The sequence below is a fragment of the Peptoniphilus grossensis genome, from assembly GCF_001940285.1.
Lineage (GTDB): Bacteria > Bacillota > Clostridia > Tissierellales > Peptoniphilaceae > Peptoniphilus_A > Peptoniphilus_A faecalis.
The window spans coordinates 340449-357996 of sequence record NZ_MJIH01000001.1 but is presented as its reverse complement, the minus strand read 5'-3'; the positions used below and the strand labels follow the sequence as shown (position 1 = coordinate 357996).

At 30.9% G+C, this 17548-nt stretch carries 13 protein-coding genes; 10 read left to right on the top strand and 3 right to left on the bottom strand.

The window, feature by feature from the left end:
• Position 1 precedes the first annotated feature (1 nt).
• The 3 genes from BIV18_RS01740 to BIV18_RS01730 are packed head-to-tail and all read left to right on the top strand — an operon-like array spanning position 2 to position 5362.
• Positions 2–3727 carry an N-6 DNA methylase gene (locus BIV18_RS01740; protein WP_075659015.1) on the top strand — a complete coding sequence of 1242 codons (3726 nt, stop codon included), beginning with the start codon at positions 2–4 and terminating at the stop codon, positions 3725–3727.
• A gap of 51 nt (positions 3728–3778) precedes the next feature.
• Positions 3779–4762 carry a site-specific tyrosine recombinase/integron integrase gene (gene xerA, locus BIV18_RS01735; RefSeq protein ID WP_075659014.1) on the top strand — a complete coding sequence of 328 codons (984 nt, stop codon included), beginning with the start codon at positions 3779–3781 and terminating at the stop codon, positions 4760–4762.
• Positions 4763–4783: 21 nt separating this feature from the next.
• The gene (locus tag BIV18_RS01730; RefSeq protein ID WP_075659013.1) at positions 4784–5362 is read left to right on the top strand and encodes a restriction endonuclease subunit S; all 579 of its coding nucleotides are present in this window, start codon (positions 4784–4786) and stop codon (positions 5360–5362) included.
• Here the strand turns inward: BIV18_RS01730 and BIV18_RS01725 are convergent.
• Complete coding sequence (locus BIV18_RS01725; RefSeq protein WP_235860757.1) at positions 5285–5536, bottom strand: transcriptional regulator; 252 nt, start codon at positions 5534–5536, stop codon at positions 5285–5287. The two genes, BIV18_RS01730 and BIV18_RS01725, sit on opposite strands and share 78 nt — an antisense overlap.
• Positions 5537–5828: 292 nt before the next feature.
• A complete protein-coding gene (locus BIV18_RS01720) occupies positions 5829–6476 on the bottom strand; it encodes a helix-hairpin-helix domain-containing protein (protein ID WP_144015192.1) in 648 nt (215 codons plus the stop codon).
• A 142-nt stretch (positions 6477–6618) separates the two neighbouring features.
• Here BIV18_RS01720 and fusA point away from each other — a divergent pair, with 142 nt between their 5' ends.
• The 6 genes from fusA to radA all read left to right on the top strand — a co-directional run bounded on the left by fusA (position 6619) and on the right by radA (position 14712).
• A complete protein-coding gene (gene fusA / locus BIV18_RS01715; protein ID WP_075659011.1) occupies positions 6619–8679 on the top strand; it encodes an elongation factor G in 2061 nt (686 codons plus the stop codon).
• 289 nt (positions 8680–8968) lie between these two features.
• On the top strand, positions 8969–9421 hold the full coding sequence (locus tag BIV18_RS01710) for a CtsR family transcriptional regulator (protein WP_075659010.1): 453 nt from the start codon (positions 8969–8971) through the stop codon (positions 9419–9421).
• A 10-nt stretch (positions 9422–9431) separates the two neighbouring features.
• On the top strand, positions 9432–9941 hold the full coding sequence (locus BIV18_RS01705; RefSeq protein WP_075659009.1) for a UvrB/UvrC motif-containing protein: 510 nt from the start codon (positions 9432–9434) through the stop codon (positions 9939–9941).
• Entirely contained in the window at positions 9934–10914 is a 981-nt protein-coding gene (locus tag BIV18_RS01700) for an ATP--guanido phosphotransferase (protein WP_083635513.1), read from the top strand. Before BIV18_RS01705 ends, BIV18_RS01700 begins: the two co-directional genes overlap by 8 nt.
• Entirely contained in the window at positions 10911–13376 is a 2466-nt protein-coding gene (locus BIV18_RS01695) for an ATP-dependent Clp protease ATP-binding subunit (protein WP_075659007.1), read from the top strand. Before BIV18_RS01700 ends, BIV18_RS01695 begins: the two co-directional genes overlap by 4 nt.
• On the top strand, positions 13345–14712 hold the full coding sequence (gene radA / locus BIV18_RS01690) for a DNA repair protein RadA (protein WP_075659006.1): 1368 nt from the start codon (positions 13345–13347) through the stop codon (positions 14710–14712). Before BIV18_RS01695 ends, radA begins: the two co-directional genes overlap by 32 nt.
• Positions 14713–14764: 52 nt before the next feature.
• Here the strand turns inward: radA and brnQ are convergent, their stop codons facing one another.
• Complete coding sequence (gene brnQ, locus BIV18_RS01685; RefSeq protein WP_075659005.1) at positions 14765–16072, bottom strand: branched-chain amino acid transport system II carrier protein; 1308 nt, start codon at positions 16070–16072, stop codon at positions 14765–14767.
• Positions 16073–16187: 115 nt separating this feature from the next.
• Here brnQ and BIV18_RS01680 point away from each other — a divergent pair, with 115 nt between their 5' ends.
• Positions 16188–17465, top strand: coding sequence for a bifunctional folylpolyglutamate synthase/dihydrofolate synthase (locus BIV18_RS01680; RefSeq protein ID WP_075659004.1), 1278 nt, complete (start codon positions 16188–16190; stop codon positions 17463–17465).
• Positions 17466–17548 lie beyond the last annotated feature (83 nt).

Here is a 17548-nt window from a genome sequence, read left to right as displayed (position 1 = left end):
AGTGATAACAAAATCAAATTTAAAAGACGTTCTAAAATTAATCGGATTTGAAGAACATAAAAATCAAGAAAAGTATTTAACAAAACAATACCCAGAATTTGATTGCTCCATTTCTGTTGATTTTGATAATGAAAAAATAAACTATCCAGAAGACAAAGACCTAATGGTATATAAGAGAACTACATGTAATTTTTCTGACCCTGAAAATTTTGTTGTTTTAGAATGCGTGACAAGATTAATGGATAAAGGCTATCGACCAGAGCATATAGAAATTGAAAAGACATGGGCTTTAGGACATGATCAAAAAAGTGGTAGAGCAGATATTTTAGTAAAAGAAAGTAGCGGAAAAACCCTTTTTATAATTGAATGTAAAACTTACGGCAAAGAATATGATAAAGCCCTAAAAGATACTCTAAACGATGGAGCACAATTATTTTCTTATTGGCAACAAGAAAAATACTGTAAGTGGCTTGTTCTATATGCATCCACATTTGACAGAAATGAAGTTAACTATAAAACATGTGCAATTAACTGCAGCGATGATAAAAACTTAATAGAACTAGCGAAAAAGGATTCATCAATTCTCCTTTATAAAAATGCCTATACAGTTCCTGACTTATATACTGTTTGGAAAGAAACTTATGAAAAAAGATTATTGGGCGACATTATATTTAGAGATGATTCTATAGCTTATCAAGTTGGAGTTAAGCCATTAAGAAAACAAGATCTTATTGATTTTTCAGGCAAAGATAAGGTTGTAAATAGGTTTGAAGAGATATTAAGACATAATAATGTATCTGATAAAGAAAATGCCTTCAATAGGCTAGTAGCACTTTTTATATGTAAGCTAGTTGATGAAATACAAAAAACTGATACAGATATTGTCGATTTTCAATACAAAGTTGGAACAGATACTTATGAAAGTTTACAAGATAGACTCCAACGTCTACACAAAGAAGGTATGCAAAAATTTATGAAAGAAGATATTTTTTACATACCTGAAGACTATGCAAAAAGAACCATAGAGCAATATACAGGCAATAATAGAACTGAATTAATTAAGGAGCTTGATAATACTCTGCGTATCTTAAAGTTCTATACAAACAACGACTTTGCCTTTAAAGATGTCCATAATGAAGAATTATTCCTTCAAAATGGTAAAATTCTAGTAGAAGTTGTAAAACTATTTGAAAACTATAGGATTATTGGATCAAAAAATCTACAAATGTTAGGAGACCTTTTTGAACAGCTTTTAAATAAGGGCTTTAAGCAAAATGAAGGGCAATTTTTCACACCAGTACCTATTACTCATTTTATTTGGGATAGTCTTCCTTTAGAAAGAATAATAAGACAAAATGAAAAAGTAAACTTTCCAAAAATAATTGATTATGCCTGTGGTGCTGGACATTTTTTGACGGAAGGCTTTGAAGCTATCAATGATATTTTTATTTTTCTTGATCCAGACATGAATATTGATTTCTCGTGGGCTAGAGATAATATATATGGCATAGAAAAAGATTATAGACTGGCTAGAGTTTCAAAAATATCTCTATTCATGCATGGAGCTGGAGAAGGAAATATTGTCTTTGGTGACGGACTGGAAAACTATAAGGAAAAAGAGATTATTCCTGAAAGTTTTGATATTCTAGTAGCAAATCCACCTTATTCTGTTTCTGCTTTCAAACCACATTTAAATCTTAAAAATAATGATTTTAAAGTTTTGGATAAAGTTTCAAATACAGGATCTGAAATTGAAACTCTTTTTGTAGAAAGAATTTCACAACTTCTAAAGCCTAAGGCTGTTGCTGCTGTCATTCTTCCTTCCTCTATACTAAATAAAGAAAACGAAAGCTTTATTGCAGCACGTGAATCAATTCTAGAAAACTTTAAAATTAGAGCCGTAGTAGCCTTATCTAGCAGAACTTTTGGGGCAACTGGAACAAATACAGTAATTTTATTTTTAGAAAAGTTTGATGAACCGCCTAAAAAAGTAGATTTAATAAAAGATAGTGTGAACTCTATTATAGCAGGAAAAGCTCTTAAAGATTGGGAAGATGAAATCATATTTAAAGAGTATCTAAAAACAATAGGCGTGGAAATAGAAGATTATAAAAAATTCATTGATAAAAGCTTAAACTATGACGAATATAAAAATAAATACTTTAAAAATTATACTTCAAGCTTTTTAGGCTTAAGCTCTGTTAAACTTAAGAAAAAACAAAAGACTTTCACAAAATTAAAAAAAGATGAACAAGATATCATCTTAAATAAAATGTTCTATGATTATACTTTTGAAATTGAAAGAGAAAAAATCAAATATTTTGCCTTAACTTATAAGGAAAGGACTCTTATAATAAATGCACCAAACGACAACAAAGGACAAGAAGAATTTTTAGGCTATAAATGGTCTAATAGAAAGGGACAAGAAGGAATACAGATAACAAATTCTGGTGGGAAACTGTATAAAAGTGAAGATAGGCGAGACGAAAACAACCTTGCCTCTTTGATTAGAAAGTCATTCTATGGAGAAGAATACTCTATTGATGACTTAGAGGAATACTACTATTATCTAAATACTAAAGATATGCTAGACTTTAGGAGTGTAGAGTTTAATAAGGGAATAAAAACTAGAAAAGTTAAGATTTTAAAAGATGATCCAAATTTAACAACCTATTACCTATCTGATAAAAATTTATTTGATTTATCAATAGGAGATAGAATTTTAAATGACGAACTTGAAGATGATGGGAAAATACCTGTTTACAGTGCCAATGTTTTTGAAGAATTTGGTAGGATTAACAAGAAGAATATTACTGATTTTTCAAGACCATCAATTTTATGGGGTATTGATGGCGACTGGATGGTCAATTCTATTTCAGCAAATAAAGAATTTTATCCCACAGATCATTGTGGAGTTTTGAGATTAAAAACGGATAAAATTTTACTTGATTATTTAGTCTATGCCTTACAAGTTGAGGGAGAATATGAAAGATTTTCAAGAAATTATAGAGCATCAATACAAAAAGTTAGACAGTTAATTATCCAAGTTCCACCTATTGAAGAACAAGAAAAAATCATCGAAGAAATTAAAAAAGTAGATTTAGTAATAGAAGAACAAAAATCTACAATTGAAAAATATGATGAAGACATCAAATCAAAATTTGTCGAGATGTTTTATAATTTAAATACTGCAATACCATTAGAAAAATATGCTGAAGAAATCATACCTGGAACTTCACCAGAATCTAGATACTATAATGAAAAAGAAAATGGGTTACCATTTTATCAAGGCAAAAAAGATTTTGGTAAAATATATTTAAAGGATCCATCTATATGGACTTCAGTTAGTATTAAAAAATCTATTAGAAATGATGTTCTAATGAGTGTTAGAGCTCCAGTTGGAGATGTTAATATTAATCCTTTTAGTGAAATATGTATAGGTAGGGGATTATGTGCTATTAGATGTTCCAGTATTGAAAAGCAAAAATATTTATTTTACTGGCTTCTAATTAATAAAGAAAAAATTAATGGTCATGATGGAGTTACTTTTGATTCTATTTCAGTAAACGAAATAAATGAATTACAAATTCCATCTCCATCAAAAGACCTACAAGACGAATTTGCATCTTATGTAGAAGAAATCGATAAATTGAAATTTGAAGCGAATGAAAGAAAGAAAAAAGCAGAGATAGAAAAAGAAAACTTAATAGATAAATACTTTAGATAAAATAAGCCCACCAACTTGTTCTCTGTATTTTGATTTTTTAAGGAGGAATTTATGAAAAATTTAGTTATTACAGAAATTATGCAAGAAATGGTGGGCTATTTAAATAATGAGCAATTAGAAAAACTTGAAGAAACTTTAAATTATACATTTTGGAATAAGGATATTGTGGAAAAAGACGAGTCTAAAATAAACGATGAAATAGATTACTTAATTGAATTTTTGTCAGCTAAAAAAGTAGAAGGCTGTTCTGAAAGAACTCTCTCATACTATAAAAGCACTATAAATAAAATGCTTGAGATTTTAAATAAACCTGTAAGGCGAATAGAAACTAGTGATTTACGTTCTTATATTGCTTCATATGCAGATACCAATAAGGTAAGTAAAACAACCCTTGATAATATAAGGCGTATAATATCAAGTTTCTTTTCCTGGCTTGAAGAAGAGAATCATATTATAAAAAGCCCGGCAAGGCGTATCCATAAAATAAGAACAGGAACTACAATAAAGGCAGTTTATACAGATGAAGAATTAGAGCTATTAAGAGATTCTTGTGACAATTTAAGGGATTTAGCTATCATAGATTTCCTTGCATCAACTGGAGTACGTGTAGGTGAGTTAGTAAAAATAGATATTTCGGATATAGATTTTGATAAAAGAGAATGTATTGTTTTAGGTAAAGGAAATAAAGAGAGAATAGTTTATTTCGATGCAAGAAGTAAAATTCATATTTTAGACTATCTTGAAAATAGAACTGATGAAAATGAAGCTCTTTTTGTGTCTTTAAATAAACCTCACAATAGGATAAAAATATCAGGAGTTGAAATTAGACTTAAAAATATAGGAAAAAGGCTTAATATTGAAAAAGTCCACCCTCATAAATTTAGAAGAACACTAGCAACAAAGGCGATTGATAAGGGGATGCCTATAGAGCAAGTCCAAACACTTTTAGGACACACAAAAATAGACACCACTTTGCATTATGCAATGGTAAACCAAAATAATGTAAAACAGTCTCATAGAAAATATATAGGCTAATTCAAATCAAAATTTGTCGAGATGTTTGAAAGTATAAATGAATTCTTTGAAATTGGAGAAAATGACAATATACTAATTCAAAAAGGTCAAAATCTCACAAGACAAGAAACTATATATGGAGAAATACCAGTCGTTGCGGGAGGAAAAGCTCCAAGTTGTTATCATAATAAGTTTAATAGAGAAGGAAATATAATATCAGTTAGTTCATCTGGAGCAAATGCTGGATTTATAAATTACTGGAGTAGCCCAATTTTTGCAACGGACTGCAATACGGTTAAAAGTATAGATGAATCAAAACTCAACACAATATTCTTGTATTATGCCATGCTTTCTAATCAAGATGAATTGTATGAACTTCAAAAAGGTAATGCACAACCACATATTTATGAAAAGGATATTAAACAGATTAAAATACCTAATGTTCCAATAGAATTACAAGACGAATTTGCATCTTATGTAGAAGAAATCGACAAATTGAAATTTGAAAGTGTTAAATGCATGATTGCTTATTTTTTCCCTGTCTTAACTCAATATAAACTTTGTTATATCCTGGTTCAATGTTTCGGCTTCGCAAAAAATATTGAATTCTTCCTCTGTTAGTTTGCCGTCTGATACTTCCCAAAATTCATCATGAAGTCTATCAGCACATTTTTTTGCTGTTACTGCTATATCTAAAAAGTTAATGGCTGATCCAACTTTTCCTTTTTTTACTTTTTTAACTGAGTTTTCTGCGTATCTTTTACAAGCATTAACTTCTGTTTCTAATCTTTCCAAAATTTCTCGTCTCATGCTTAACCTTTCTTTTTTTACTATACACATATTCTCGTACTATGAAAGATAAGTCAAGAGAATTGAAGCTATTATACAATTAATCAAATTAAAAAGGCTAAGAACATCTCTGCTCTTAACCTTTTATCTTGCCACCTAAAGACTCTCTAATTCAGTTTTTCTAAAATCCCTAATTCAATGAGCCTTTGTGCTTCTTTTTTCTTGAGCTTTTTTAATATTATCAATCGTTAGTGAAATTTTATAATGAGATTATCATTTAATAATATTCCCTTAAGTTTCAATAAGTTGAGAGAAAATCTTTCATTGATTCGAATTTTTTATCGCCAATACCATCGACATTTTTAATGTCTTCAATTGATGAAAAAGAATTTTGTGAGCGATAATTTATAATTTTCTCAGCAGTTTTTGGACCAACGCCAGGGATTTTTTGAAGTTCAGTTGCATCTGCAGTGTTAATATTTATTTTTACATTAGAACTTTCACTGGAATTACTTGAAACTAATTGCGTGGTATCTTTATTAGTATTTACTTCATTAATTTTTGGTATATAAATTTTTTCTTCGTCGTGGAGTTTTGCTGCTAGATTAATTCTATCTAAGTCCGCTTCATCTGTTGCTCCACCTGCCATATAAACTGCGTCTACAACCCTTTTTGACGAATCTAATTTTAAAATTCCTGGACTTTTAACTGCACCAGAAATGTGAACCATTATCTCTTTAGTTTCGTTTGATGTCTGAATTTCATCTTCTTCAGCTAATTCTTTTTTAGAAATTTCTTTTGAAGGAAGGCTTGAAGTTTTTGTGTTCAAAAATTTTGTAGCATCATCAAATTTATGTGAATCATAATATTGATATCCAATTATTAAACAAAGAGAAATAATAATTATGTAGGGGATATTATCTTTTTTAAAAAATTTAAAATCCATTTTCATCACTCATTTATTTTAATTTATCTTAAAATTTTAATACCCTAAATTGATAATTTTACACAGTTTTCAAAAGTAATAATCTATGTTATAATCTATATATAGAAACGATTTCAAAAAATTTACATAATAGGAGGAAAGTATGAAAGTATATACAACAGATAAGATAAGGAATCTTGCTCTCGTAGGACATTCTGGCTCCGGAAAGACAAACCTAACAGAGGCTATGTTATTCCAAAGTGGAGCTACACAAAAACTTGGCAATGTTTCTAACAAAAATACAGTTTCCGACTTTTCAAAGGAAGAAAAGGAGAGAGGAACTTCTATTGGAACATCAATTATTCCTATTGAGTGGAGAAATTATAAAGTAAATGTAATAGATACTCCAGGATACCTCGACTTTGTTGGAGAAGCTCATAGTGCTTTAAGAGCAAGTGAAGCTGCAATAATGGTGATTGATGCAACAAAGGGCGTTGAAGTTGGAACTGAAAGAACATGGAAATACACAGAAAAAATTGGACTTCCAAGAATTATTTTTATAAATAAAATTGACGGAGAAAATGTAAACTTTAGAAAACTAATGGATGAACTTGAAGCTTCCTTTGGTAAAAAAGTTATTCCTTTCTCTGTGCCAATTGGCGAAGGTGAAAATTTTGTTGGCGTTACAGATGTTATTTTCCAAAAGGGATATAAATATGTAAATTCTGCACCGCAAGAAACTGAACTAAACCACGATCAAGTTAAAGCAACTGAAAGAATGTATGAAGAAATTGCTGAAGTTGTTGCTGGATCTGATGAAGTTTTGATGGAAAAATATTTTTCTGGAGAAAAATTCACTAGAGAGGATCTTTTGAGAGGAGTTACCACAGCACTTCTTGAAGGGGATGCAGTTCCACTACTTGTAGGAAGTGGCGAAAAGGGCATTGGTATTGATATTCTTCTCAATACAATTGTAAACTACATGCCAGCTCCAGATGATGAACGTGCACATCAAGGCTTTAGATTTAAAGAAGGCGAAGAAAGAAAAGTTTCTGCAAAGGAACCTTTTGCTGCAGTAGTATTTAAGACAATTTCAGACCCATTCCTTGGAAAAATTTCTATCTTCAAAGTTATTTCTGGAATTGTAAATAAAAATACAGCTCTTTATAATGTAAACGCAGAAGAAAATGAAAAACTTGGCGGACTTTACATAATGAGAGGTAAAGAACAAATTGAAATAGATGAAATTTATGCAGGAGACATTGGTGCAACTACAAAACTTGCTAAAACCGTTACAGGGGACACTCTTTGCGATAAAGATCATAAAGTAGAATATAAAAAATTAAAATATTCTACTCCAGTTTTATACTATGCAATTGAACCAAAGACTAAGGGCGACGAAGAAAAGCTTTCTCAATCATTGAGAAAAATTAAAGACGAAGATCCAACATTTGTAATTGAAAGAAACCCTGAAACTAAACAAATGACTATTGGTGGTCAAGGTAAAGTTCAATTAGATGTAATTCTTGATAAATTAAAGAACACTTATGGAGTTGAAGTAAATATTGTTCCTTTTATTGTTCCTTATAGAGAAACAATTAGAAAGACTTCAAGCGTTCAAGGTAAACACAAAAAACAATCAGGTGGCGCTGGACAATATGGCGATGTTTGGATTAGATTTGAACCATCTGACAAAGAATTTGAGTTTGACGAAGAAGTATTTGGAGGAGCGGTTCCTAAGAATTATTTCCCTGCAGTTGAAAAGGGAATTATTGAATCTAAGGAAAGGGGAGTTCTTGCAGGATACCCTGTAACTAATTTTAAGGCCGTTTTATACGATGGATCTTACCACGATGTTGACTCCAACGAAATGAGCTTCAAGCTTGCAGCAAATCTTGCTTTTAAGAAGGGAATGCAAGAAGCAAGTCCAGTTCTTCTTGAACCAATTATGAAAGTTGAAGTTACAATCCCAGAAGATTATCTTGGCGATGTAATGGGCGATATGAACAAGAGGCGTGGCAGAATTCTTGGTATGGACCAACAAAATGACGGTACTCAAGTTTTAATTGCAGAAGCACCACAAGCTGAATTGTTCTCTTATCTAATTGATTTAAGGTCTCTTACTCAAGGTAGAGGAACTTTTAGCATGGAATTTGTAAGATATGAAGAAGTTCCACAAAATATTGCAGAAAAAATAATAGAAGAAAGAAATAAAGAAAAGTAAATTTAAGGGTATAATATCTGTTGGAGAGTAAAATCTCCATCAGATATTTTTATGTAAAAAAATATTGCAATTATAGGCAAAAAAACTTAAACCTTAAATAAGGTAAAAGATAGTTTTAAAACATACTATAAAGGCACGCAGTTTTTATAATTTTACTTAAATAATATATTTAAAATAATATTAAATTAAAAGCTTTACAAAAATTATATTTTGTATTAAACTAGAAATAGTAAAAGATAGTCAAAAATTTTTTAAATCAAAGGACAAAGATGGTCAAAGGAATGGTATTATGGCAAAGCTTTCTAACTCCATTGAAGATTTTTTAAATGAACTTATTTTTGAATCTGGTGGAGTTATTGAGATACAAAGATCAAAAATTTCAGATTATTTTAATTGTGCTCCTTCGCAAATAAATTATGTTTTAACAACAAGGTTCACGCCCGTCAAGGGATACTATGTTGAGTCCAGACGAGGCGGTGGAGGTTACATTAGAATAGTAAAAGTAAAATTTGAAGATGATGAAGATACTTTGGATACTTTTTTAAATTTTATTGGTGATTCAATCACAAAAAACAATTCAGATGAACTATTAAAGGAGCTATTGAGAATTAAAAAAATAAGTAAAAGAGAGATGGAGCTAATAAAAGTTGCTCTATCAGATAGAGCACTTAGTGAGTGTGAAAATAAAAATGAACTGCGAGCAGATATTTTAAAAAATATGCTATTAGTTATTTTTAGTTAGGGGGAAGAATATGTTATGCGATATTTGTAAGGAAAGGGAATCTGTCATATCCTATACTAGGATCAACGACAATGAAATAGAAGAAGTCCACCTATGCGAAGTTTGTGCAGAGGAAAAATTTAGAAAAGATTTCAAAAGTTATCAAAATATAATTCCTCAACTTGAAAATGCACTTAGAAATATTTTTCAATTCACCACAAATTCATATAGTGATGAAGAGGATATAAGTTGTGAATATTGTGGAAGGAGCTTTCGTGAACTAAAGAGCACAGGAACTCTTGGATGTCCTAAATGTTATGATTCTTTTGGAGTAGAAATTAGAAAATATTTAAATGCACTAAATATTAATTTAAAATACAGAGGCAAAATTCCAAAAAATGCGGATAATTATCTTGTCTACAATAGGAAACTTGAGGATTTGAAGGAGAAATTAGATCTTGCCATAAATTTGGAAGAATATGAAAAGGCAGCAGAAATAAGGGATGAGATAAAGAAGTTGAAGGAAGATGTCAGTGTCTAAAATTATTTTAGGTTATAAATTAAAATTATATAGAAATATTGACGGTAAAAAATTTGTAAACGCAATGACAGAGGAAGAATTAAGGAAAAACTTGGAATTTGTTTATCCTATTTTAACTGATTTAGGGTACACTAAAGTTGATATGGAAAAAATTTCTTCTCTAAAAAAACTTGAGTATGTAGAAAATGGAAGAATTGGGAAAAATTTTTTAGAAAAAAGTAATATTGGATTTTATGAGAAAAAGGATGCTCCAGATATTTTGATTAATGCGGGAGAGCATATTGAACTTTCAATTTTTTCTCGAGTAAAGACTTTAAGCGATTTATTCAAAGAAATTTACGATCTTGAAGAAAAATTAGAGGATAAAATCAATTTTGCTTTTGATCCAAATTTTGGATATTTAAGTTCAAGAGTTTTAAATGCTGGGACAGGCTTAAAGCCAATTGCAATTTTATACCTTCCAGCTTTAAATTATTTTGGAATAAATGAAGTAGCTAGGGGACTTTCAAGACTTGGCTACACTTTGGGTTCTTATAGAGATAGTTCAAATAAGGCATTGGGAAGTATTTACACTTTGTCTTTTGAGTCAACTTTTGGAGAAGACGAAAAGTCCTATATTGATAAATTAAAAATCATCGTGCGAGAAATTGCCGATGTTGAGAGGGAAAATAGAAAAAAACTTTATTTAGACAATATTATTACTCTAGAGGATATGGTAAATAGGTCCTTTGGAGTGCTTGCAAATGCAAGAGTTTTATCGGAAGAAGAGATGATGCAGTCCATGAGTACAATTAATCTTGGAATTGAACTTTCAATTTTAAAACCAAATCGAGAATTTGATTTTTATGAAGAGATTATTAAACTTAGAAATGGACATTTGCAAATTGAGAGGGGTGCAATATTAGATCTTAAGTCGAGAGACATTTTAAGAGCTAATAAGGCGAGAGCTCTCATGAAGGAGGTTTTCAAATGAGTATGTTTGGAAAATTTAGTGAAAAATCACAAAAAGCTATTCTTTTTGCACAACAAGAGGCAAGGGAACAAAAACATCCATATATAGGTTCAGAACACATTCTTCTTGGAATAATTAGAGAAGGAACGGACACAGGTGCACACATTTTGTCAAAACTTGGCATCGATTATAAGAAGGCAAAGGAAGCCACACTTGATATAGTGAGTAGCGGTCAAGGTCCCGTTGTATCTAGTATTGCATATACTCCAAGGACTAAGAGAATTTTTGAACTTGCATTTGAAGTTTCAAGGGAAATGGGAGAAGCTACAGTTTCAACTGAACATCTTCTTCTTGGAATTTTGCGTGAAGGTCAAGGTGTTGCCATATTAGTTTTAAAAAGACTTGGCATTGATATAATGAGTCTTGAAAATGACATTTTAAACAATATGGAAGAATATGAAAATTATGAAGACGGAGAAATTTCTTCAGAAGCTTTGGAAAAGTATACTACAAATTTAAATAAAAAGGCTGAAGAGGGGAAAATCGATCCAGTAATTGGAAGAGAAAGGGAAATAAAAAGAGTTATCCAAGTTTTGTCTAGAAGGACAAAAAACAATCCCGTACTAATTGGAGAGCCGGGTGTAGGTAAAACCGCAATTGCAGAGGGACTTGCCGCAGAAATTGTTGCAGGAAATGTACCAGAGATTATGAAGAATAAAGTCATTTTAACTCTTGATATTTCTCAACTTATTGCAGGATCAAAATACAGAGGGGATTTTGAAGAAAGACTAAAAAATGTAACTAATGAAGCTGCAAAAAACAAAAATATCATTTTATTTATCGATGAAATGCATGTAATAATTGGTGCAGGGTCAGCAGAAGGTTCTCTCGATGCATCCAATATTTTAAAGCCAATGCTTACTAAGTCAGCTCTTCAAGTTATTGGAGCTACAACAATTTCTGAGTACAGAAAGAAAATTGAAAAGGACACGGCTTTTGAGAGAAGGCTTATGCCAATAATGGTTGAAGAACCAAGTGTTGAAGATTCTATAAAAATTTTAAGTGGATTAAAAAATATTTATGAAAAGCATCATCATGTAGTAATTCCAGAGGAAACTATTGAAGCTGCTGTAAAATATTCAGATAGATATTTAAATGATAGATTTTTGCCTGATAAGGCAATTGACTTAATAGACGAGGCAAGCTCAAAACTTAAAATTGAGTCCTATAAAGTTCCTGAATTCGAAGAAAAATTCAAAAAGGAACTTGAAGATATTGAAAATAAAAAATCTGAAGCAGTAAAAAATCAAGATTATGAACTTGCTGCAAATCTTCGTGACGAACAAAAAAATGTTGAAGAAAGATATAAAGAAGAAATAAAAAAATTTGAAGAAAAAGATTCGAAGAAAAAAGTAACTCCAGAGCTTGTTGCCGAAATAGTTTCTGAATGGTCAAAAGTTCCTGTTACGGATATGACTGAAGAAGAAACTGAAAAATTAAGAGACCTTGATGTTAAGCTAAAAGAAGATGTAAAGGGTCAAGACGATGCTGTCAAGACTCTTGCAAAAGCAATTAAGAGGTCAAGGATTGGCCTTAAAGATCCAAATAAGCCAATTGGAACTTTTATATTTGTTGGGCCAACTGGTGTTGGAAAGACTTTCCTTGCAAAGAGCCTTGCAAAAAATTTATTTGGAAAAGAAGAAAACATGATTAGGTTTGATATGTCTGAGTACATGGAAAAATTTACTGTATCAAGACTTGTAGGTTCTCCTCCGGGATATGTTGGATACGAAGAGGGTGGCGAACTTACTGAAGCAGTAAGGACACATCCATATTCAGTAATTCTTTTAGATGAAATCGAAAAGGCACATCCAGATATTTTCAATATTTTGCTACAAATTTTAGACGAAGGTAGAGTTACTGATTCAAAGGGAAGGACTGTAAACTTTAAAGATACAGTTATAATTATGACTTCTAATGCAGGTGCAAACCTCCTTGCAAAAAATTCAGTTCTCGGTTTTTCAACTTCAGAAAGTTCTGAAAAGAAAAACGAATATGAAAATATGAAGAAAATTATAAACGAATCCTTAAAGCAAAAATTTAGACCTGAATTTTTAAATAGAGTTGACGATGTAGTAATATTTAAAACTCTTGAAAAAACTGAAATTAAAGATATTGTAAAAAACATGCTTGATAAATTAAGCGATAGACTTTCTGAAATGGGAATTAAAGCAAATTACACAAATAAACTAATTAATTTCTTAGTTGACGAAGGTTATGACAAAGTATTTGGTGCAAGACCACTTCAAAGGACTATTACAAAATTAATTGAAGATAAAATTGCCGATGAATTTTTAGATGGAAAGATAAAAGACGGCGATGAAATTTTAGTAGATGTTAAGTACAAAAAAATTCAAATAGAAAAAGTTAAGAGGACTAAACAGAAGGAAAATGAAAAAGAAAATAGTGTATCAGTGCAGTAATTGTGGATATATTTCTCAAGGATTTTTTGGGAGATGTCCAAACTGTGACTCTTGGAATACTTTAGAAGAAAAAAAAGAGGAGCCTGGCAAAAAGGCTCCTTCTAAAAATAATAAAGATGCACTTAAACTTAAATCAATAGAGGTTTCTTCAGATGAAAGAGTAAAGACTAGTATTGAAGAATTTAACAGGGTAATGGGTGGTGGAATCGTAAGAGATTCTGTGAGCATTTTAACGGCAAAGCCTGGATCTGGAAAGTCAACTCTACTTATGCAAGTTGCAAATGACATTGCGAATAAGGGTATGAGAGTTCTTTACGCATCGGGAGAAGAATCTGAAACACAAATAAAAATGAGAGCTGAAAGAATTTTAGACAAGCTTTCTGATAATATTTGGGTTTACTCAGTAAATTCTCTCAATTCAGTTTTGGCTCAAGTGGAAAAAATTGATCCTCAGTTTATAATTATTGACTCAATTCAAACTTTTACTCTAGATGAATTTCCTCAAAGACCAGGCACTCCAACACAGACAATGGAGTGTGCCTACAAGATGACAGAAATTGCAAAGGACATTAAGAAGCCTCGAATGATTTTTTTAGTTGGTCAAATGACTAAGCAAGATGAACTTGCAGGAGTTAGAAGTCTCGAGCATTTAGTAGACACAGTTTTATTAATTGAAGGTGATTCATCGGAGGACTTGAGATCTTTAATGGCAACAAAAAATAGATATGGTTCCACTGGTGAAATTGGATTTTTTTCAATGACAGAAAAGGGAATGATTTCTATCGACAATCCTTCAGAATATTTTATGACAAGAAGATCAGAAAATGAACAAGTTGCAGGTTCATCTCTTTCTGTTATAAGAGAGGGCACGAGACCAATAATTTTGGAGACAGAAGCCTTGGCATCAAAGACATTTCTCCCATATCCATCAAGAATTTCAGAATCTATTAGAAGAGAACATTTAAATACTTTAGTTTCAATTTTAGAAGAAAGAGCGGGAATAAAATTTTTGGATAAAAATATTGTCGTAAAGTCAGCTGGAGGAATTAAAGTTAAGGAACAGGCATCAAATTTATCTGTGATGGTCTCCATAGTTTCTTCTACCCTTAATAAACCTGTGGAAGCAAATTCAGTTTTCATCGCAGACGTTGGTCTTACTGGAGAACTAAAAAATGTTCCAAGCTTAGATGTGAGACTTAAAGAAGCGGAGCGAATGGGCTTTAAAAAAGCCTATGTTTCAAAATATTCCAATGTGAAGGTAGAAAATTATAAAAAACTTCAAGTTATTAAGATGACAAATATTTTAGAAGTTTTACAAAAAATATTTAGCATATAAATTAGACAAAAAAACTCTTTTTACTGGGATAGGTAAGAAGAGTTTTTTTATATTAAGCCTCTTTTGGCTTTCTAAAGTTTGAAATTAAAATTGCAATTACTAGTCCAATTAACATTGGAATAACCCAACCAAGACCAAATGTAGCAAGAGGAAGCTTTGTTATTAGTTCATTAAGTCCGCCAAGAAATTCTTTCCCCTGTAGTACATATAAAAGACCAAATACAAGTGAAACTATTGATGGAATTTTGAAAACTAAGTCGTCTTTAATTTTGTCATTAAATAATCCGATTAAGACAATAGTCATTGCGCAAGGATAAAGTATTTCAAGAATTGGCGCAGAAATTTTAATTATTTGGCTTACACCAAGCACTGAAATTGCACAGGAAACAATAGAACAAATAATAACTATAATTTCGTAAGAAACTTTACCTTTACCTAGGTCGTTAAAGAAGTTACCTGCAGCTGAAATCAAACCAATGGCAGTTGTAAGACAAGCAAGAGCTGTTATAATAGCCAAGATATATACTCCAACTCCACCAAGAACCCTATTTGTAATATCTACGAGAAGTTGAGTATTATCTGTATTTATGTCGTATACGCCAAGGCTTGACGTTTGTGCACCAAGGTATACTAAACCACCATAGATAAAAGCGAGACAGATAGCTGCAATAATTCCTGAATAAATAGTTGCCTTGATTTCTAGTGCTTGCGAAGAATATTTTCTAGTCTTAACAGCATTTATGACAACTAGTGCAAACATACATCCTGCAATAGCATCCATAGTTTGATAACCATCAGTAATTCCCTTTTTAAGAACAGTGTCTATCATGGCAGTATTTGCAATTTCTCCAATTGGATTAAAAATTCCATTTATAATTAGAACTAACATACAAATTATTAAAGAAGGAGTTAAAAATTTACCTATTATATCTACAACCTTGCTTGGTTTTATGCTTAAAAGACAAGCAACAATAAAGAAAAATACAGAGAATAAATATCTATTTACAGATTCACCAAAAATTGGCAATATAGCTATTTCATAAGTAGTAGCAGCCGTTCTAGGAGTTGCTAAGAAAGGTCCAATACATAAAATAATTGCTGTTGAAATAATAATTGCAAAAGTTTTATTAACTCTTGAAGCGAGAACATTTAAATTCCCATCGTATTTAGAAAGAGCGATAATTGCAATTAGACCTAATCCTGCATCTGTAATAGTAAACCCCAGAAAGCCAATCCACCATTGTGGGCCCGATATAAGCCCTAAATAGGGTGGGAAAATTAAATTTCCTGCTCCGAAAAACATTGCAAAAAGTGCAAAGCCAATTACAAACAAATCTTTCCATCGAATTTCGTCATTCATTTTTTACCTCCAATTAATAGCTTTTTCCATTTTATCACAATTAAATAGAATTTGATACACTAAAACATTGAATACTAATAAAAACTTTGGTACTATTTTTATAAAGGAGATGGACATGAATTACATTGAATCAGTTGATTGGATTGAAAATAGGAATATTCCTCTTGGTGAGTTCACGACGGACAATATAAAAGCACTTTTAGAGGTATTTAATAAGCCGCAAGATAAATTGAAAATAATACACATTACTGGCACAAATGGAAAGGGATCAGTTGCAAGTTTTATTGCAAATTCTTTAAAAGAAAATAATTTTTCTGTGGGAAAATTTACTTCGCCTTACATAACAAATATTCGTGAAGAAATTAAAATCGATAATGAGGAAATATCTGAAGAATGTTTTGCAAAACTAGCTTCAGAAATTAGAAGAAAAGTAGAAGAACTTGATGAGAAAAAAATTTTTGTAAGTGGATTTGAAATTTTGACCTCCCTTGCTTACATTTTTTTTGCAAGGGAAAAAGTGGATTTTGCTGTAATGGAAGTTGGAATGGGTGGAAGAGTTGATGCAACTAATGTAATGGAAAAATCAATTCCAGTTTTTTGCCACATTTCTCTTGACCATGCAAATATTTTGGGCAATACATTAGGTAAAATTGCAAGGGAAAAGGGTGGAATTATAAAAGAAAATTCTCATGTCTTTAGTTATCCTCAAGAGAAAGAGGCAGGAGAAGTTCTTAGAAAAATTAGCAGCGATAAAAACTCTACCTTTGACGAATTTAAGGAGAATGAAGTTGAAATTTTAAAGTCCAATGAGTTTGGAAATAAATTTAACTTTAGAAATTATAAAGATGTCGAAATAGATCTAATTGGAGAGCATCAAGCTTTAAATGCATCACTTGCCCTAATGGTTTTAGATTTCTTAAAAACTGAGTACAACTTAAATGAAGAAAAAATAAAGTTGGGACTAAAAAATGCAAAGAATATTGGCAGGATAGAATGCCTTTCTAAAAATCCACTTATAGTAATTGACGGATCTCACAATTTAGATTCAATTGAAAGAATTGAAGAAAGTATAAGAAAGTTTAAGTATAATAAATTAATTTTGGGTTTTAGTCTTTTAAAGGATAAGGATCACGATAAAATTCTCAGAAAAATCGAAAATATTTCAGATAAAATTATTCTAACAGAAATTGACAACGATAGGTTTACAGAAGTTGATGTTCTTGTAAATGAATTTAAAAAAATTTCAAAAAAAGAAATTTATGCAGTAAAAAATAGAGAAAAAGCCGTAGAAAAAACTTTAGAACTTGCAGAAGAAGGCGATATGATTTTGTGGTGCGGATCTTTATATTTAATTAAGGACATTAGAAAAATAATTTTAGAAAAATTAAATTAAAATAAAAAAGATATATAAAATCCATGGAGAATGAACTGAACCTCTAAATCTAGAATAATTTAATAATATTTTAAGCGGAATAA